The 19084-nt window shown below is 60.7% G+C and carries 10 protein-coding genes, 2 tRNA genes and 3 rRNA genes; 4 read left to right on the top strand and 11 right to left on the bottom strand.

Annotated features, from left to right (window positions below):
- Positions 1–429 (bottom strand): division/cell wall cluster transcriptional repressor MraZ, encoded by a 429-nt coding sequence (gene mraZ / locus GJG85_RS02795; RefSeq protein WP_006487094.1) that lies wholly within the window; start codon positions 427–429, stop codon positions 1–3.
- Between the two features lie 385 nt (positions 430–814).
- Entirely contained in the window at positions 815–1441 is a 627-nt protein-coding gene (gene coq7 / locus GJG85_RS02790; protein ID WP_050013911.1) for a 2-polyprenyl-3-methyl-6-methoxy-1,4-benzoquinone monooxygenase, read from the bottom strand.
- A 276-nt stretch (positions 1442–1717) separates the two neighbouring features.
- Between coq7 and GJG85_RS02785 the strand changes: the two genes are divergently transcribed.
- Complete coding sequence (locus GJG85_RS02785) at positions 1718–2869, top strand: porin (protein WP_089488144.1); 1152 nt, start codon at positions 1718–1720, stop codon at positions 2867–2869.
- 280 nt (positions 2870–3149) lie between these two features.
- Here the strand turns inward: GJG85_RS02785 and GJG85_RS02780 are convergent, their stop codons facing one another.
- From GJG85_RS02780 to GJG85_RS02740, 9 genes are all read right to left on the bottom strand, one after another.
- The gene (locus tag GJG85_RS02780; protein ID WP_050013913.1) at positions 3150–4823 is read right to left on the bottom strand and encodes a long-chain fatty acid--CoA ligase; all 1674 of its coding nucleotides are present in this window, start codon (positions 4821–4823) and stop codon (positions 3150–3152) included.
- A gap of 137 nt (positions 4824–4960) precedes the next feature.
- Positions 4961–7036, bottom strand: coding sequence for a molybdopterin oxidoreductase family protein (locus GJG85_RS02775; protein ID WP_050013914.1), 2076 nt, complete (start codon positions 7034–7036; stop codon positions 4961–4963).
- Between the two features lie 96 nt (positions 7037–7132).
- Positions 7133–8262 (bottom strand): IS3 family transposase gene (locus GJG85_RS02770; protein WP_089488143.1). Its coding sequence is split into 2 segments (ribosomal slippage): positions 7133–8010 and positions 8010–8262, totalling 1131 coding nucleotides; the frame shifts between segments, so codons are not numbered across the junction.
- Between the two features lie 197 nt (positions 8263–8459).
- Positions 8460–8572, bottom strand: a 5S ribosomal RNA gene (gene rrf, locus GJG85_RS02765).
- Between the two features lie 186 nt (positions 8573–8758).
- Positions 8759–11639: ribosomal RNA gene (locus GJG85_RS02760) — 23S ribosomal RNA — on the bottom strand.
- A gap of 299 nt (positions 11640–11938) precedes the next feature.
- A tRNA-Ala gene (locus tag GJG85_RS02755) sits at positions 11939–12014 on the bottom strand.
- Positions 12015–12105: 91 nt separating this feature from the next.
- Positions 12106–12182 (bottom strand) — tRNA-Ile (locus tag GJG85_RS02750).
- 62 nt (positions 12183–12244) lie between these two features.
- Positions 12245–13777 (bottom strand): 16S ribosomal RNA (locus tag GJG85_RS02745).
- The 16S, 23S and 5S rRNA genes sit together here with 2 tRNA genes alongside, the layout of an rRNA operon.
- Before the next feature lie 567 nt (positions 13778–14344).
- Entirely contained in the window at positions 14345–15121 is a 777-nt protein-coding gene (locus GJG85_RS02740) for an enoyl-CoA hydratase (RefSeq protein ID WP_050013041.1), read from the bottom strand.
- A 129-nt stretch (positions 15122–15250) separates the two neighbouring features.
- On the opposite strand from GJG85_RS02740, the gene paaN reads away from it, so the two are divergent.
- The 3 genes from paaN to paaG all read left to right on the top strand — a co-directional run bounded on the left by paaN (position 15251) and on the right by paaG (position 19084).
- Positions 15251–16957 (top strand): phenylacetic acid degradation protein PaaN, encoded by a 1707-nt coding sequence (paaN, locus tag GJG85_RS02735; protein WP_089488136.1) that lies wholly within the window; start codon positions 15251–15253, stop codon positions 16955–16957.
- Between the two features lie 87 nt (positions 16958–17044).
- Complete coding sequence (pcaF, locus tag GJG85_RS02730; protein WP_089488135.1) at positions 17045–18247, top strand: 3-oxoadipyl-CoA thiolase; 1203 nt, start codon at positions 17045–17047, stop codon at positions 18245–18247.
- A 45-nt stretch (positions 18248–18292) separates the two neighbouring features.
- Entirely contained in the window at positions 18293–19084 is a 792-nt protein-coding gene (gene paaG / locus GJG85_RS02725; RefSeq protein WP_204383650.1) for a 2-(1,2-epoxy-1,2-dihydrophenyl)acetyl-CoA isomerase PaaG, read from the top strand.

The raw sequence follows: 19084 nt of genomic DNA, 5'->3' as shown, positions 1-19084 counted from the left end.
TCAGAACGTGAAATTCTTCAGCGCGTCGGGCATGCCCTGCGCCATCGCCGCCTGCTCCTTCGCGTTGTAGGTCTGCGAATCCCACAGCTCGAAGTGACTACCCATTCCCAACAACATGACTTCCTTTTCCAGTCCGGCTGCCATGCGCAGCTCGGGCGATACGAGAATCCGGCCCGCGCTGTCGAGATCGACATCCATCGCATTGCCGAGAAAAATTCGCCGCCACCAGTGCGCGTCCATCGGCAGCGCGGCGATCTTGGCGCGGAACACTTCCCATTCGGGGCGCGGAAACAGCAACAGGCAGCCGTCCGGGTGCTTGGTCACAGTCACCCGTCCTTCTGCCTGTCCTTGCAGCGCTTCGCGATAGCGAGCCGGCACCGACATCCGCCCTTTCGCATCGAGCGTCAGCGCCGACGCCCCTTGGAACACTTTCCGCTCTCCCGTTCAGGGCACCGAAGCACCCGCTCAATGCTGAGAATTTAGCCGGAACAGCCGGCTAAATCACACAAAAATACACTTTCTCACACTGTCTCCCACTTTAGAGGAAGGGTGTGGCACGGTCAAGGGAGCGGCCCGCTTTTTTGACGAATTTTGTTAGTTAGAACAAGGACTTACGCGCACATGCTCATGCGACCCCTCATTCCAAAAACCGTTATAAATGAATGAGCTAGTGCAACTTGTGAAGGTGATACGTGAGAAAGACGGGCCAGACTGGCGTGCGGACGGGGCTTTCGGGGGCGGGAAAACGAGGAGTGAGCGGACGGTATCGGGGGCGGTGAACCGGGGCGGCGTCCTGCGCCACCCCGGCCAAATCTCAGAGATAGTAAGCAGTGCGCGTCATGACTTTCGACGCGGCGCGCATCAGCATCCGCGCGGGTAGCGGCAGCTCGATCCCGCCGGCGTCGGTCGCGGCCTTGCCGTGCTTCACCTCGTCGATCCGCATCTGGTCGACGATCGCGCGCGATGCGGTGTCGGTCGCCGGCAGCTCGGACATGTGACCTTCGAGATGGCTCTCGACCTGCCGCTCCGTCTCCGCCATGAAGCCGAGGCTAACCTTGTCGCCGAGCGTGCCGGCCGCCACACCGATCGCGAGCGCGCCGGCATACCACAGCGGGTTCAGCAGGCTCGGGCGCGAATCGAGTTCCTTCAGGCGGTGCGCGGTCCACGCGAGGTGATCCTCCTCCTCGCGCGCGGCCTCCTCGAACATCGCCTTCGCCGACGCGGTACGCGCGGTGAGCTTCTGCGCCTGGTAGAGCGCCTGCGCGCAGACCTCGCCGACGTGATTCACGCGCATCAGGCCGGCCGCGTGCGTGCGCTCGGCGGGCGTCAGCTCGACGTCCGTCGTATCGACCGGCACGGGCACCGGCCGGCTCATCCGGCTAATGCCGGTCAGCGATCGCAGGCCGCGATCGAATTCGCTGATCAGTTCATCCAACACCATCCTGTTCTCCTGGCTGCAGATGCCGCTGCGCGCGGCAAGGGCACGAGTCCGCTGCGTAACCGACTTGATTATTCAGCGGAAATTGCGGTTAACCCGTGATTTTAACCATTGTTGCATAAAGGAAACATGGCGGCGTTGAGCTGCAGCATTTCGCTTTGTGGCAAAAACCGGCTTTGCTACATTACGTGCGACTTCTTGCGAAGTTGATGGGGCCCGTCGACAGAACATAACTATCCGCCCCGCCAAAAAAATTCAGTGATTCTTGGAGATCCGCTAATGAAAAAGTCGCTTCTCGCGCTCGTCGCGCTGGGCGCGTTCGCTGGCGCTGCTCATGCGCAAAGCAGCGTGACGCTTTACGGCATCATCGATGAAGGCTTCCTCTTCAACAACAACGCAGGCGGCAAGCACCTGTACGGCCTGGCGAGCGGCGTGATGCAAGGCAGCCGCTTCGGCCTGCGCGGCACCGAGGACCTCGGTGGCGGCCTGAAGGCGATCTTCACCCTCGAAAACGGTTTCGACGTGAACAGCGGCCGGCTCGGTCAGGGCGGCCTGATGTTCGGTCGTCAGGCTTACGTCGGCCTGTCGAGCCCGTACGGTACGGTCACGCTGGGTCGTCAGTACGACTCCGTCGTCGACTTCGTCGGCCCGCTCGAGGCAGGCGACCAGTGGGGCGGCTACATCGCCGCTCACCCGGGCGACCTCGACAACTTCAACAACGCGTATCGCGTGAACAACGCGGTCAAGTTCACGAGCCAGAACTACGGCGGCCTCACGTTCGGCGGCTTGTACAGCTTCGGCGGCCAGGCAGGCCAGTTCTCGAAGAACCAGGTCTGGTCGCTCGGCGCAGGCTACAACAACGGCCCGCTGGTCCTCGGCGTCGGTTACTTGAACGCACGTACGCCGAACCAGTTCGGCGGCATGTTCAACAACGGCTCGGCATCGTCGTCGGTCTCGTCGCCGGTCTACGGCGCGTACGCGAGCAACGCGAACACGTACCAGGTCATCGGTGCAGGCGGCGCGTACACGTTCGGCGCAGCGACGATCGGCGCGACGTACTCGAACACGAAGTTCAAGGGCTTCTCGGCAGGCCCGTTCGTGAACCAGACCGCGACGTTCAACAACGGCGAAATCAACTTCAAGTACCAGTTGACCCCGGCGTTGATTCTCGGCGCCGCGTACGACTACACGCAAGGCAGCAAGATCGACGGCAACTCGGCAGCCAAGTACCACCAGGGCTCGCTGGGCGTCGACTATTTCCTGTCGAAGCGCACGGACGTGTACGCGATCGGCGTGTACCAGCACGCATCGGGCAACGTGCTCGATTCGAACGGCAACGTCCTGAAGGCAACGGCGGCGATCAACGGTCTCGCAGGTTCGAGCACCAGCAACCAGGTCGCAGCACGCGTCGGTATCCGTCACAAGTTCTAATCAGCTTGTCTGACAAGCCGCAGCATATTGAAGGCGCCTTCGGGCGCCTTTTTCTTTGCTGGCGCGGCGGGGATGTCGATTGGTGGCCGGGCGGTGAATCGATCGGTCCGCGGGTGGCGGTAGACGCGCGTCGCGGTACGCCGTCCCGGCCGTCAGGTCGAAACGCGAGGCTTGTGCCGCCGCTCGCACGAAACAGGCGCCTCCTGGTCAATCACCCGCAGCCGCAAACAAAAAGCCCGGCACAGGCCGGGCGTTTCGTTCAACCGCATCGTTGCGTGCGTTACGCACGTCCGTCGCGCAGTTCGCGCCGCAGGATCTTGCCGACGTTCGTCTTCGGCAGCTCCGTGCGGAACTCGACCAGCTTCGGCCGCTTGTACCCGGTGAGCCGCTCCTTGCAGTAGGCAAGGATGTCCTTGTCGGTCAGCGCCGGATCCTTTTTGACGACGAACAGCTTCACGGCTTCGCCGGAATGCTCGTCCGGCACGCCAACTGCCGCCACCTCGAACACGCCCGGATGCGACGCCACCACGTCCTCGACTTCGTTCGGATAGACGTTGAAGCCGGACACGAGAATCATGTCCTTCTTGCGATCGACGATCTTCACGTAGCCGCGCGCATCCATCACGCCGACGTCGCCCGTCTTGAAGAAGCCGTCCGCGAACATGACCTTCGCGGTCTCGTCGGGCCGGTTCCAGTAGCCGGCCATCACCTGCGGGCCACGGATGCAGATCTCGCCCGGCTCGCCGAGCGCGACGTCGTTGCCGGCATCGTCTCGGATCGCGACTTCGGTCGACGGCAGCGGCAAGCCGATCGTGCCGCTGTATTCGGTCGCCGTCACAGGGTTGCAGGTCGCCACCGGCGACGTTTCGGACAGCCCGTATCCTTCGATGATCGCCGTACCGGTCTTTTCATACCAGCGCTTCGCGACGCCTTCCTGGATCGCCATGCCGCCGCCGTTGGCGATCACGAGCTTCGACAGGTCGAGCTGACCGAATTCCGGATGGTTCAGCAGCGCGTTGTACAGCGTGTTGACGGCCGGAATCGTCGAGATCTGGTAGCCCTTCAACTCCTTGATCATGCCGCCGATATCGCGCGGGTTCGGGATCAGGATACCCATCCCGCCCGTGCGCATCGTCAGGAAACCGCACACGGTCAGCGCGAACACGTGATACAGCGGCAGCGCGACAACCGTCACGAACTGTTTCACGTCCGGGTACTTGTCGTGAGCCGGCTGATGCCACGCGCCGGCCTGCAGCACGTTCGACACGATGTTCCGGTGCAGCAGCGTCGCGCCCTTCGCCACGCCGGTCGTCCCGCCCGTGTACTGCAGGAACGCGACGTCGTCGGGGCCGATTTTCTGCGATTTGAAGCCCTGTCGCCCGCCCTCCGACAGCGCGGCCTTGAAGCGCGTGAACGACGGCAGTTGCCACGCAGGCACCATCTTCTTCACGTTGCGCACGACGTAATTGACGAGCCAGCCCTTGATGCCCAGCAGGTCGCCCATCGACGCGACGACCACGTGCTTGACGGCCGTATTGGCGATGACGGCCTGCAGCGTCGACGCGAAATTCTCCAGGATGACGATCGCCTCCGCACCGCTGTCCTTCAGCTGATGCTCGAGCTCACGCGGCGTATAGAGCGGGTTGACGTTGACGACCGTGTAGCCGGCACGCAGGACCGCGGCAATCGTGACCGGGTATTGCAGCACGTTCGGCATCATGATCGCGACGCGCGCCCCGCGAGCCAGGCCGCGGGATTGCAGCCACGCGCCGAACTCGCGCGACAGCTTGTCGAGTTCGCCGTACGTGATGCCCTTGCCCATGCAGACGAACGCGGTACGGTCTCGGTACTGCCGGAAGCTCTCGTCGAGCAGGTCTGGAACGGACGGATAAGGAGAGGCGTCAATTTCGGCTGGAACGCCGGGTGGGTACGATTTCAGCCAAATTTGATCCATACCGCGCGTCTCCTCACAGATTTTCGAATGGTCGTGCTAAAACGCATCGTAACGGCTCCCCCGCCCCGAGACAACAGGGTTAGATGTCCACTTCGAACTTGCATATCAATTTCGTCTGATCATACGGCGATATTCGATCAAATCCGCTCAACTTCCACAAGACAATCGTAAAACGTCGCCGAATTGCCCAGGTCTGTCAGCGCCTGGCTCGTCACCTCGTTCGCGTTCCTGCCGTCCGGCGACAGCTTCTTCCACCAGATCGACAGACCGACGACGAGCCCGGCACGCGCGCGATCGGTTACTCGCGCGAGCGCCTGCATCGATCCGCGGTCGTTGAAGATACGGACGACGTCTCCCTCTGCGATGCCGCGCGCGCGGGCGTCGGACGGATGCATGTCCAGGTGCGGCTCGCCTTCCGTCGAACGCAGGCTGTCGACGTTCACGAACGTGCTGTTCAGGAAGTGGCGGGCCGGCGGCGAAATCATCGCCAGTGGATAGCGTGCGGCAAGCCCGGGCGCGGCTTCGGCCGATTCGAACGGCGGCAGATAGTCAGGGACGGGGTCCATGCCCATCTGCTCGAGCCGCGGGCTGTAGAACTCGCACTTGCCGGAGGGTGTGCGGAAACCGCCGTTCGCGAATGGCGCTTCCGGCAGCTTGAGTTTCAGCCAGCCGGCGCGCTTCAGCGTGTCCCAGTCGCTGTCGAGCGCCGGATCGTCCCAGCGAAGCGCCGCACGCGCGACCTCTTCGTCGCTGTGATAGAGCGCGGGCTCGTCGAGTCCCATGCTGCGCGCGATTCCGCGAAAGATCTCCGTGTTCGGCCGCGCGTCTCCCACCGGCGGAATCGCCGGCAGGTTGGCCATCACGTAGGTATGGCCGTACGACTTATGGACATCCAGATGTTCGAGCTGCGTCGTCGCCGGCAAGACAATGTCGGCGAAATCGACCGTATCCGTCTTGAAGTGTTCGAGAACGACCGTGAACAAATCGTCACGTGCGAAGCCCGCGGCAACCTTCGACGAGTCCGGCGCAACCGCCACCGGATTCGAGTTGTACACGATCACCGCTTCGACTTTCGGCCCGAACGTCGCGTCGCCCGGGTGTAGCAGCGCATCGCCGAGCGCGTTCATGTTGATGATGCGCGGCAGCTTGTGCGGCCAACCCGGCATCAGGTCCGGACGCACCAGCGTCGCCTGATTGACGGGCGCCGATTCCGACGACGAGAGCAGCAGGCCACCCGCCCGATCGCGCCACGCCCCCGTCAATGCCGGCAGGCTTGCGATTGCGCGCACGGCATTGCCGCCGCCGCGAACGCGCTGCATGCCGTAGTTGAGGCGAATCGATGCCTTGCGGGTGGCGCCGTAGCGACGCGCAAGGTCGACCAGCTCCGATGCGTCGATGCCGCAGATCTGCGCAACGCGTTCCGGCGGGTAGGACAAGGCGCGCGCCTTGAGTGCGTCAAAGCCGAGTGTGTGGTCGGCGATGTAATCGTGATCGAGCAGGTTTTCGGTAATCAGCACGTACATCATGCCGAGCGCAAACGCGCCATCGGTACCGGGCTTCAGTGCAATGTGCTGATGACATTTCTCCGCGGTGAGCGAACGGTACGGGTCGATCGCGACAAGATGCGCGCCACGACGCTTCGCTTCCTGCGCGCGGGTCCAGAAGTGCAGGCTCGATGCAATCGGATTCGCGCCCCATATCAGGATCAGCTCGCTTTCCTCGAAGTGCTCGACGTGCATGCCGACACTACCGCCGTATGTGTATCGCAGCCCCGCCGCGCCGGCCGCCGAGCAGATCGTGCGCTCCAGCCGCGACGCGCCGAGCTTGTGGAAGAAGCGCTGGGCAATGCCCTCGCCTTGCACGAACCCCATCGTCCCCGCATAGCTGTACGGCATGATTGCTTCCGGCGCGCGCTCGGCGATTTCACCGAGGCGACGCCCGATCTCGTCGAATGCCTCGCTCCAGCTAATCGGCACGAAGCGCCCTTCCCCCTTCGCGCCGACGCGCTTGAGCGGGACGGTGAGGCGATCGGGATGATGAACGCGATCCGCGTATCGGCTGACTTTCGTACACAACACACCCTGCGTCGGCGGATGATCGGGATCGCCGGTGACCTTGATTGCCTTGCCGTTCTCGACGGTCACCCGCATTGCGCACGTGTCCGGACAATCATGCGGGCAAACGGCCCGGGCTATCTGGGTGGCGGCGTTCATCGTTTTTGAATGCAGAGATGGGGATTCGCAAATTTTACGTGGGGACGTTTGACCTTCCCCCTCTGAAGTGAGGCTGACCCAATTTCCGTCCCAGTCTTAATTGGAAAATTCCGGCTCTTCGGGGCGGCCCGAATCGGCCCGATCGGTGCACTGGCGGGCAAATTCCGCCGGTGTCATCCACTGCAGCGCAGAATGAGGACGCGCCTCGTTATAGTACTCGCGCCAGACCTCGATTTTGCGTCTGGCGTCCTCGAGCGACAAGAACCAATGTGCGTTGAGGCATTCCTCCCGGAAGCGTCCGTTGAAGGATTCATTCTTCGCATTGTCGGTCGGCTTGCCAGGACGCGAGAAGTCAATCTCCACGCCATTCTCGTACGCCCATTTGTCGAGCGCCTTCGAAATAAATTCGCTGCCATTGTCTGCCTTGATATAGCGGGGAAGCGGACGATGCTGCGCAAGCCGGGCCAGTGCGGCGACAACGTGCTCGCCACGCAACGAGCCGTCGACCTCTATGGCCAGACATTCCTGCGTGTAGTTGTCCACGATCGTGAGCGTACGTAAGCGACGGCCGTCGAACAGCGCGTCAGCGACGAAATCCATACTCCAGATTTCGTTGATTGCGCTTACTAACTGCTTTGGCTGTCGGCGCCGGGCCGACTTGTTCCGTCGAGGTCGTTTGTGGCGCAACGAAAGCCCCAATTCGCGATACACGCGTTCGACGCGTTTATGATTATCTCGCCAGCCTTCCCGGCGAAGCATCACGTACACGCGGGGCGCGCCGTAATGCACCCGCACTTCCGTGATCTCCTTGATGCGCATCTCCAGCGCGCTTTGATCCCGCGCGACCGACTCGTAACGGTAGACCGTGCGGGACAGCTGCAACAACGCGCAGGTCTGCCGCTGGCTTGCGCCGAAACGCTGCATCAAGTCCGTGACCAGATCACGGCGCCGAGAAGGCTTCAGAGCTTTTTTGACAGCACATCCTGCAGCATGGCCTTGTCCAGCGACAGTTCGGCCACGAGGCGTTTGAGCTTCGCGTTTTCTTCCTCAAGCTGCTTCAGCCAGCGCAGCCCCGAAGGCGCCAGCCCGCCGTACTTCGTCCGCCAGTTGTAAAACGTCGCGTCGCTTATCCCCATCTTGCGGCAGACCTCCGCGACTGGTGTGCCCAGCTCGGCCTGCTTCAACGCATATGCGATCTGCTCTTCGGTGAACTTGCTCTTCTTCACGGCATGACCTCCTGGTCTCGATAACAACGTCATGCCGGAATTCCCCACTTCCAAATGGGACAGTTTTGCGGGCTAGGGTCAATTTGCGGCAGAGGAGCCCGGCGTACGTAGCCTCGGTCACGCCTCGCCACATGCTTTTTGGAATGCCGAAATGCAAAAACCCCCGCCTTTCGGACGGGGGTTTTTGGCTTGAGGGAGCCTGACGATTACCTACTTTCACACGGGAATCCGCACTATCATCGGCGTAGAGTCGTTTCACGGTCCTGTTCGGGATGGGAAGGGGTGGGACCGACTCGCTATGGTCATCAGGCAAAGGGGGTTGTTGTGCTGGCTTCGCAGCACAACCAATCCTGGAAGAAGCAGTAATTGAGTTGGGTTGTGAGCTGTATCTCACACGTACGCGGTAGTTCAACCGTCGTACGTCGAGTGCCTCACACTCGACGCTCGATGTCCGTAAGCGCTAAAGCGCTAACGGGCATCGAGACAGACTTGTTATAGGATCAAGCCTTACGGGCAATTAGTATCAGTTAGCTGAACGCATTACTGCGCTTACACACCTGACCTATCAACGTCCTGGTCTCGAACGACCCTTCAAGGGGATCTAGTCCCCAGGGATATCTCATCTTAAGGCGAGTTTCCCGCTTAGATGCTTTCAGCGGTTATCTCTTCCGAACATAGCTACCCGGCGATGCCACTGGCGTGACAACCGGTACACCAGAGGTTCGTCCACTCCGGTCCTCTCGTACTAGGAGCAGCCCCCTTCAAATATCCAACGCCCACGGCAGATAGGGACCAAACTGTCTCACGACGTTTTAAACCCAGCTCACGTACCTCTTTAAATGGCGAACAGCCATACCCTTGGGACCGGCTACAGCCCCAGGATGAGATGAGCCGACATCGAGGTGCCAAACACCGCCGTCGATATGAACTCTTGGGCGGTATCAGCCTGTTATCCCCAGAGTACCTTTTATCCGTTGAGCGATGGCCCTTCCATACAGAACCACCGGATCACTATGACCTGCTTTCGCACCTGCTCGACTTGTCGGTCTCGCAGTTAAGCACGCTTATGCCATTGCACTATCAGCACGATTTCCGACCGTACCTAGCGTACCTTCGTACTCCTCCGTTACGCTTTGGGAGGAGACCGCCCCAGTCAAACTGCCTACCATGCACTGTCCCCGACCCGGATCACGGGCCAAGGTTAGAACCTCAAACAAACCAGGGTGGTATTTCAAGGACGGCTCCACCGAAACTAGCGTTCCGGTTTCATAGCCTCCCACCTATCCTACACAGATCGGTTCAAAGTCCAATGCAAAGCTACAGTAAAGGTTCATGGGGTCTTTCCGTCTAGCCGCGGGTAGATTGCATCATCACAAACACTTCAACTTCGCTGAGTCTCGGGAGGAGACAGTGTGGCCATCGTTACGCCATTCGTGCAGGTCGGAACTTACCCGACAAGGAATTTCGCTACCTTAGGACCGTTATAGTTACGGCCGCCGTTTACCGGGACTTCAATCAAGAGCTTGCACCCCATCATTTAATCTTCCGGCACCGGGCAGGCGTCACACCCTATACGTCCACTTTCGTGTTTGCAGAGTGCTGTGTTTTTATTAAACAGTCGCAGCCACCAGTTTATTGCAACCCCTTCACCCTCCTGGCGCAGGCCAGTCAAGCTACAAGGGCGTACCTTATCCCGAAGTTACGGTACCAATTTGCCGAGTTCCTTCTCCCGAGTTCTCTCAAGCGCCTTAGAATACTCATCTCGCCCACCTGTGTCGGTTTGCGGTACGGTCATCGTTAGACTGAAGCTTAGAGGCTTTTCTTGGAACCACTTCCAATTGCTTCGCTCCCTAAGGAGCTCGCGCCACACCCTTGAATTGCGCGCCCGGATTTGCCTAAGCGCCTTCTCCAATGCAGCGACCGGGACTTCCAACACCCGGACAACCTTCCGCGATCCGTCCCCCCATCGCATCTAACAATGGTGCAGGAATATTGACCTGCTTCCCATCAGCTACGCATTTCTGCCTCGCCTTAGGGGCCGACTCACCCTACGCCGATGAACGTTGCGTAGGAAACCTTGGGCTTACGGCGAGGGGGCCTTTCACCCCCTTTATCGCTACTCATGTCAGCATTCGCACTTCCGATACCTCCAGCACCCTTTACAAGGCACCTTCGCAGGCTTACGGAACGCTCTCCTACCATGCGAGCAAGCTCGCATCCGCAGCTTCGGTATATAGCTTAGCCCCGTTACATCTTCCGCGCAGGACGACTCGATCAGTGAGCTATTACGCTTTCTTTAAAGGGTGGCTGCTTCTAAGCCAACCTCCTGACTGTTTTAGCCTTCCCACTTCGTTTCCCACTTAGCTATATTTGGGGACCTTAGCTGGCGGTCTGGGTTGTTTCCCTCTTGACACCGGACGTTAGCACCCGATGTCTGTCTCCCGTGATTGCACTCTTCGGTATTCGGAGTTTGCTATGGCGGGGTAATCTGCAATAGACCCCCCAACCATGACAGTGCTCTACCCCCGAAGGTGAGACACGAGGCACTACCTAAATAGTTTTCGGAGAGAACCAGCTATTTCCAGGTTTGTTTAGCCTTTCACCCCTATCCACAGCTCATCCCCTAACTTTTCAACGTTAGTGGGTTCGGACCTCCAGTACGTGTTACCGCACCTTCATCCTGGCCATGGATAGATCACCTGGTTTCGGGTCTACGCCCAGCAACTGAACGCCCTATTCGGACTCGCTTTCGCTACGCCTGCCCTATACGGTTAAGCTTGCTACTGAACGTAAGTCGCTGACCCATTATACAAAAGGTACGCCGTCACCCCTTGCGAGGCTCCGACTGTTTGTATGCATGCGGTTTCAGGATCTATTTCACTCCCCTCCCGGGGTTCTTTTCGCCTTTCCCTCACGGTACTGGTTCACTATCGGTCGATCACGAGTATTTAGCCTTGGAGGATGGTCCCCCCATCTTCAGACAGGATTTCACGTGTCCCGCCCTACTTGTCGCACACCTAGTTCTTTCATACTGTTTTCGCCTACAGGGCTATCACCTGCTATGGCCGCACTTTCCAGAGCGTTCGGCTAACAATACAAATAAAGAGTGCAAGGCTCATCCCATTTCGCTCGCCACTACTTTGGGAATCTCGGTTGATTTCTTTTCCTGCGGTTACTTAGATGTTTCAGTTCACCGCGTTCGCTTCACTGGACCTATGTATTCAGTCCAGGATGACCCAAAAGGGCCGGGTTTCCCCATTCGGACATCTACGGATCAAAGCTCGTTTGCCAGCTCCCCGTAGCTTTTCGCAGGCTACCGCGTCCTTCATCGCCTGTGATCGCCAAGGCATCCACCACATGCACTTGTTCGCTTGACCCTATAACGAGTCTGTCTCATCTTTCGACGCGACAGTCGCTACAGGTTGAGTTCTCGCGTTGTGCCGTATTCCAAAATCGAGCCGAACAATGAAGTTCGAATCATCTTGAGATACATCGATACAATCACAACCCGGATAACTTCCACGTCCATCTCGAGACGCTTCCGCTATCCAAATTACTTACTTCTTCCAGATTGTTAAAGAACGACAGCCGATATCTGTTGATATCCTCTGACTGGCTCAATCGCCAATGACAAAGACTCGAACGACGCTTTGTTCGAACGCTTGTCATTGAAGATTGGTGGAGGCAGACGGGATCGAACCGACGACCCCCTGCTTGCAAAGCAGGTGCTCTCCCAGCTGAGCTATGCCCCCATTGAGTACAGATGACCTCAGGTACTACAGCCTATCGGCATGGGCTGCTCGTAAGCGCTAAAGCGCTAACGATCACCGACACGTCAGACAATGGTGGGTCTGGTTGGATTCGAACCAACGACCCCCGCCTTATCAAGACGGTGCTCTAACCGACTGAGCTACAGACCCCTGAGTCTGTCTTTGATTTACAGCCGATAAGCGTGAGCGCTCAACTTTGCGAGAAGCTCTGGAAAGGAGGTGATCCAGCCGCACCTTCCGATACGGCTACCTTGTTACGACTTCACCCCAGTCATGAATCCTACCGTGGTGACCGTCCTCCTTGCGGTTAGACTAGCCACTTCTGGTAAAACCCACTCCCATGGTGTGACGGGCGGTGTGTACAAGACCCGGGAACGTATTCACCGCGGCATGCTGATCCGCGATTACTAGCGATTCCAGCTTCATGCACTCGAGTTGCAGAGTGCAATCCGGACTACGATCGGTTTTCTGGGATTAGCTCCCCCTCGCGGGTTGGCAACCCTCTGTTCCGACCATTGTATGACGTGTGAAGCCCTACCCATAAGGGCCATGAGGACTTGACGTCATCCCCACCTTCCTCCGGTTTGTCACCGGCAGTCTCCTTAGAGTGCTCTTGCGTAGCAACTAAGGACAAGGGTTGCGCTCGTTGCGGGACTTAACCCAACATCTCACGACACGAGCTGACGACAGCCATGCAGCACCTGTGCGCCGGTTCTCTTTCGAGCACTCCCGCCTCTCAGCAGGATTCCGACCATGTCAAGGGTAGGTAAGGTTTTTCGCGTTGCATCGAATTAATCCACATCATCCACCGCTTGTGCGGGTCCCCGTCAATTCCTTTGAGTTTTAATCTTGCGACCGTACTCCCCAGGCGGTCAACTTCACGCGTTAGCTACGTTACTAAGGAAATGAATCCCCAACAACTAGTTGACATCGTTTAGGGCGTGGACTACCAGGGTATCTAATCCTGTTTGCTCCCCACGCTTTCGTGCATGAGCGTCAGTATTGGCCCAGGGGGCTGCCTTCGCCATCGGTATTCCTCCACATCTCTACGCATTTCACTGCTACACGTGGAATTCTACCCCCCTCTGCCATACTCTAGCCTGCCAGTCACCAATGCAGTTCCCAGGTTGAGCCCGGGGATTTCACATCGGTCTTAGCAAACCGCCTGCGCACGCTTTACGCCCAGTAATTCCGATTAACGCTCGCACCCTACGTATTACCGCGGCTGCTGGCACGTAGTTAGCCGGTGCTTATTCTTCCGGTACCGTCATCCCCCGACTGTATTAGAGCCAAGGATTTCTTTCCGGACAAAAGTGCTTTACAACCCGAAGGCCTTCTTCACACACGCGGCATTGCTGGATCAGGCTTTCGCCCATTGTCCAAAATTCCCCACTGCTGCCTCCCGTAGGAGTCTGGGCCGTGTCTCAGTCCCAGTGTGGCTGGTCGTCCTCTCAGACCAGCTACTGATCGTCGCCTTGGTAGGCCTTTACCCCACCAACTAGCTAATCAGCCATCGGCCAACCCTATAGCGCGAGGCCCGAAGGTCCCCCGCTTTCATCCGTAGATCGTATGCGGTATTAATCCGGCTTTCGCCGGGCTATCCCCCACTACAGGACATGTTCCGATGTATTACTCACCCGTTCGCCACTCGCCACCAGGTGCAAGCACCCGTGCTGCCGTTCGACTTGCATGTGTAAGGCATGCCGCCAGCGTTCAATCTGAGCCAGGATCAAACTCTTCAGTTCAAACCTGTTACTGTTTTCGGTTCCGTAGAACCGGTCGCTCACTCAAAGCTGACAGGAATATGAATCACTTCATAAACCTGACTTACTTTAGTGTGAGACTCTTGATACTTTCGCTATCTGATCCGAGGATCAGCTCGCTTCCATCAAGCGCCCACACTTATCGGCTGTTAATTTTTAAAGAGCATTCTGCGAGGAACTTCGTGTTTCCCGGCAGCGCTGCGTTTTCAGCAGCAGAGAAGCGAGATTATGAACCGTGTTTCGCAGCTCGTCAACAACTTTCTGAACGACTTCGTTGCGACTGCGGGGCTCAACTTCCTGTACCGCCAAGGCTCGCTACGACCGAACCCCAACAGCACCGCTTTCCTTCCTCCCGCGCCGCGTTTCCGTTAGCGCGAAAGAGGCGTGATTCTATGCATCCGCCCCCATCCGCGCAAGCCCTTTATGAAGAAAGTTTGAAAAAGCCTCCGGGCGCTGGCGCGCACGGAGGCTTTGAAGCACCCGGGCGAGGCAATCGCGCCGACGACGGATATAGGTCAGCCACCGGATACCTATCGTGGCGCCGGCCGATCAGCGGTGTTTGAACACAGGCTTCCGCTTCTCGACGAACGCCGCCATCCCTTCCTTCTGGTCTTCGGTTGCGAACAACGAATGGAACAACCGTCGCTCGAAGTGGACGCCTTCAGCCAGCGTCGTCTCGTACGCGCGGTTCACCGACTCCTTGACCATCATGACCGCCGGCAGCGAAAACTCGGCGATCGTCGTCGCCGCGGCAATCGCCTCGTCGAGCAGCTTGTCGGCTGGCAGCACGCGCGATACGAGTCCGGCACGCTCGGCCTCGGCGGCGTCCATGAAGCGCGCGGTCAGGCACATGTCCATGGCCTTCGCCTTCGATACCGCGCGCGGCAGACGCTGCGTGCCGCCCGCACCCGGCATGACGCCCAGCTTGATTTCCGGCTGGCCGAACTTGGCCGTATCCGCCGCGAAGATGATGTCGCACATCATCGCGAGTTCGCAACCACCGCCCAGCGCAAAGCCCGACACCGCAGCAATGATCGGTTTGCGGATCTCGCGGACCGTCTCCCAGTTGCGCGTGATGTAGTCGCCCCGATAAGCATCCATATAGGAATAGGCCGCCATCATGCCGATGTCCGCGCCGGCCGCGAACGCCTTCTCGCTGCCAGTCACGACGATGGCGCCGATATCGTCGTCCGCGTCGAACGCCTTCAGCGCAGCGCCCAGTTCATCCATCAACGCATCGTTCAGCGCATTCAGCGCCTTCGGACGGTTCAGCGTCACCAGACCGACACGCCCCCGGGTCTCCACCAGGATGTTCTCGTAAGCCATCTATTTCTCCTCGATCAATGAAATGAGAAACGCCTCGCACATGCGAATAGTTTGATGCTACCATTCTCCGACCAACCGGTCGGTTAATTAATCGATCCGATCCCTCTCAACGTTCATCAGGCTGTCGCCATGACCCATGCCCTGTTCACGAAGCACGAAGACACGCTGAAACACGCACTCGCCGCCATCGAGAGCCGCGGGTACTGGAGCCCGTTCGCCGAAATGCCGAGCCCCAAAGTGTACGGGGAAAGCGCAAGCGCGGACGGCGAGGCCGCGTTCAAGTCGCACCTCGACAAGACCTTCGTGCTCGACCAGCCGGCGTCCGATGACACGGTCGGCGCCGAGCGCTCACCGTACGGCATCGCGCTGGGCATCCGGTATCCGAAATCTACGCCGGACGCTCTGATCGCTGCCGCTGGCGCCGCGCAACGTACGTGGCGCGAAGCCGGCCCGAGCGCGTGGATCGGCGTCAGCCTCGAAATCCTTGCCCGCCTGAACCGTGCAAGCTTCGAAATCGCCTACAGCGTGATGCACACCACCGGGCAAGCGTTCATGATGGCGTTCCAGGCCGGCGGCCCGCACGCACAGGACCGCGCCCTCGAGGCGGTCGCCTATGCGTGGGACGAACTGCGCCGCATCCCGGCCGATGCGCACTGGGAAAAACCGCAAGGCAAGAATCCGCCGCTCGCGATGCACAAGCGCTATACGATCGTGCCGCGCGGCACGGGCGTCGTGCTCGGCTGCTGCACGTTCCCCACCTGGAACGGCTACCCGGGCCTGTTCGCCGATCTGGCAACCGGGAATACCGTGATCGTCAAGCCGCACCCGGGCGCGATCCTGCCGCTCGCGATCACGGTGCGGATCGCCCGCGACGTGCTGCGCGAAGCCGGGTTCGATCCGAACGTGGTCACCCTCCTCGCGACCGAACCCAACGACGGCGCCCTCGTCCAGGATCTCGCGCTGCGCCCCGAGATCAAGCTGATCGACTTCACCGGCAGCACGCAAAACGGCACGTGGCTCGAACACCATGCCCACCAGGCGCAGGTGTACACCGAGAAAGCCGGCGTCAACCAGATCGTGATCGACTCGACCGACGACCTGAAGGCCGCCGCCAAGAACATCGCGTTCTCGCTGGCGCTGTACTCGGGCCAGATGTGCACGGCGCCGCAGAACATCTACGTGCCGCGCGACGGTATCCGGACGGCCGACGGCCATGCGAGCTTCGACGAAGTCGCGCAAGCGATCGCGGTTGCCGTGCAAAAGCTCACCGGCGACCCGGCACGCTCGGTCGAATTGATCGGCGCGATCCAGAACGACGGCGTGACCGCGCGCATCGACGACGCGCGCAAGCTCGGCCGCGTGCTCGCGGACAGCATGACGCTCCAGCATCCCACCTTCCCCGACGCGCGCGTGCGCACGCCGCTCGTACTGCAACTCGACGTGGCCGATCGCGAGAAATTCACGCAGGAGTGGTTCGGCCCGATTTCGTTCGTGATCGCAACCGACTCGACCGCGCAGTCGCTCGATCTGGCCGGTGAAATCGCCGCCGAGCATGGCGCGCTCACCCTCTCCGTCTACAGCACCGACGACGCAATCATCGACACCGCGCATGACGCGGCGGTGCGTGGCGGGGTCGCGCTGTCGATCAACCTGACGAGCGGCGTATTCGTCAATCAGTCGGCCGCGTTCTCCGACTTCCACGGCACAGGCGCGAACCCGGCGGCCAACGCCGCGCTGGCCGATCCGGCATTCGTCGCCAACCGCTTCCGCGTGGTCCAAAGTCGCGTCCATGTTGCCCCGAAGGCGGCACCTGCGGAAGCTGGCCAGACGGCATAACCCGATTGGCCGACGTGCAAACGCCGCCATGTTCTCTACCATGAACGAATCCGCCACCCGGCGGGTTCGTCACTCACCGATACGCTCATGACAGACGCCTACATCTGCGACGCGATTCGCACTCCCATCGGCCGCTACGGCGGCGCCTTGAAAGATGTCCGCGCCGACGACCTCGGCGCGGTGCCGCTCAAGGCGCTGATCGAGCGCAATCGCGACGTCGACTGGGCGGCGATCGACGACGTGATCTACGGCTGCGCGAACCAGGCCGGCGAGGACAACCGCAACGTCGCGCGCATGTCGGCGCTGCTGGCGGGCCTGCCCACCGCCGTGCCGGGCACGACGCTGAACCGGCTGTGCGGCTCCGGGATGGACGCGGTCGGCACGGCCGCGCGCGCGATCAAGGCAGGTGAAGCGCGCCTGATGATCGCAGGCGGCGTCGAGAGCATGACGCGCGCGCCGTTCGTGATGGGCAAGGCGGCGAGCGCGTTCGCGCGCCAGGCCGACATCTTCGATACGACGATCGGCTGGCGCTTCGTCAATCCGTTGATGAAACAACTGCACGGCGTCGATTCGATGCCGGAAACCGCCGAGAATGTCGCGGTCGACTACCACATCAGTCGCGCGGATCAGGACCTGTTCGCGCTGCGCAGCCAGCAAAAGGCCGCTCGGGCGCAGCAAGACGGCACGCTCGCTGAAGAAATCGTCGCGGTCACGATTGCGCAGAAGAAAGGCGACGCCATCGTCGTGTCGCGCGACGAGCATCCGCGCGAGACGTCGCTCGAGGCGCTCGCGAAGCTGAAGGGTGTCGTGCGCCCGGACGGCTCCGTGACGGCCGGCAACGCGTCGGGCGTCAACGACGGCGCCTGCGCGCTGCTGCTCGCCAATGCGCAAGCAGCCGACCAGCATGGCCTGCGCCGCCGCGCGTGCGTCATCGGCATGGCGACCGCCGGCGTCGAGCCACGCGTGATGGGCATCGGCCCCGCGCCGGCCACGCAGAAACTGTTGCGCCAGCTCGGCATGACGATCGACCAGTTCGACGTGATCGAACTGAACGAGGCGTTCGCGTCGCAAGGTCTCGCGGTGCTGCGCATGCTCGGCGTCGCCGACGACGATCCGCGCGTGAACCCGAACGGCGGTGCGATCGCGCTTGGCCACCCGCTCGGCGCATCGGGCGCGCGGCTCGTCACCACGGCGCTCCATCAACTCGAGCGTACCGGCGGCCGCTTCGCGCTCTGTACGATGTGTATCGGCGTCGGTCAGGGCATCGCGCTCGCGATCGAACGCGTGTAACCGCCGCGCCGCGCGCCTATAACGAAGTCATGACGGAGATACTGCATGTCCTATCAGGCGATCCAGCTGGATATCGATCAGGCCGCGCGCGTGGCCACGATCACGCTCAACCGCCCCGACAAGCTGAACAGCTTCACGCGGGCGATGCATCGCGAACTGCAGTCGGCGCTCGATGAAGTCGAGGCGGCCGGTGCACGCGCGCTGATTCTGACGGGTGCGGGGCGCGGCTTTTGCGCGGGCCAGGATCTGGCCGACCTCGACTTCACACCGGGCGCGTCCACCGACCTCGGCACGCTGATCGACGAGCATTTCAATCCGCTGATCCGCCGCCTGCAGCGTCTGCCGATTCCGGTAATCGCCGCCGTCAACGGCGCGGCGGCCGGCGCCGGCGCGAATCTCGCACTCGCGTGCGATCTCGTGTTCGCCGCCCGCTCGAGCAGTTTCATCCAGGCCTTCGTAAAGATCGGGCTCGTACCCGATTCGGGCGGCACGTGGTTCCTGCCGCAACGCATCGGTATGGCGCGCGCGCTGGGGCTCGCGCTGACCGGCGACAAGCTCGGCGCCGAACAGGCCGAACAGTGGGGCCTGATCTGGCGCGCGGTCGACGACGACGCGCTCGTCGCGACGGCCCGCCAACTCGCCGCCCAGCTCGCGCAGCAGCCGACGCTCGCGATCGCATCGATCAAGCAGTCGATGCGGGACAGCGTCACGAACACGCTCGATCAGCAACTCGACGTGGAACGTGACCTGCAGCGCAAGCTCGGTCAGTCGCACGACTATGCGGAAGGTGTGCAGGCCTTCATCGAGAAGCGCGCACCGCGCTTCGAAGGGCATTGA

Source organism: Burkholderia sp. MS389 (genome assembly GCF_016899425.1).
Classification (GTDB): domain Bacteria; phylum Pseudomonadota; class Gammaproteobacteria; order Burkholderiales; family Burkholderiaceae; genus Burkholderia; species Burkholderia sola.
The sequence above is the reverse complement of the archived record's forward strand: the minus strand, read 5'-3'. Positions and strand labels throughout refer to the sequence as shown.

Excerpts from the sequence above, each read along its gene's own strand:
- coq7 (WP_050013911.1), bottom strand. The coding sequence starts at position 1,441 with ATGGTGTTGGATGAACTGATCAGCGAATTCGATCGCGGCCTGCGATCG.
- GJG85_RS02785 (WP_089488144.1), top strand. The coding sequence starts at position 1,718 with ATGAAAAAGTCGCTTCTCGCGCTCGTCGCGCTGGGCGCGTTCGCTGGC.
- GJG85_RS02780 (WP_050013913.1), bottom strand. The coding sequence starts at position 4,823 with ATGGATCAAATTTGGCTGAAATCGTACCCACCCGGCGTTCCAGCCGAA.
- GJG85_RS02775 (WP_050013914.1), bottom strand. The coding sequence starts at position 7,036 with ATGAACGCCGCCACCCAGATAGCCCGGGCCGTTTGCCCGCATGATTGT.
- GJG85_RS02740 (WP_050013041.1), bottom strand. The coding sequence starts at position 15,121 with ATGGCTTACGAGAACATCCTGGTGGAGACCCGGGGGCGTGTCGGTCTG.
- paaN (WP_089488136.1), top strand. The coding sequence starts at position 15,251 with ATGACCCATGCCCTGTTCACGAAGCACGAAGACACGCTGAAACACGCA.
- pcaF (WP_089488135.1), top strand. The coding sequence starts at position 17,045 with ATGACAGACGCCTACATCTGCGACGCGATTCGCACTCCCATCGGCCGC.
- paaG (WP_204383650.1), top strand. The coding sequence starts at position 18,293 with ATGTCCTATCAGGCGATCCAGCTGGATATCGATCAGGCCGCGCGCGTG.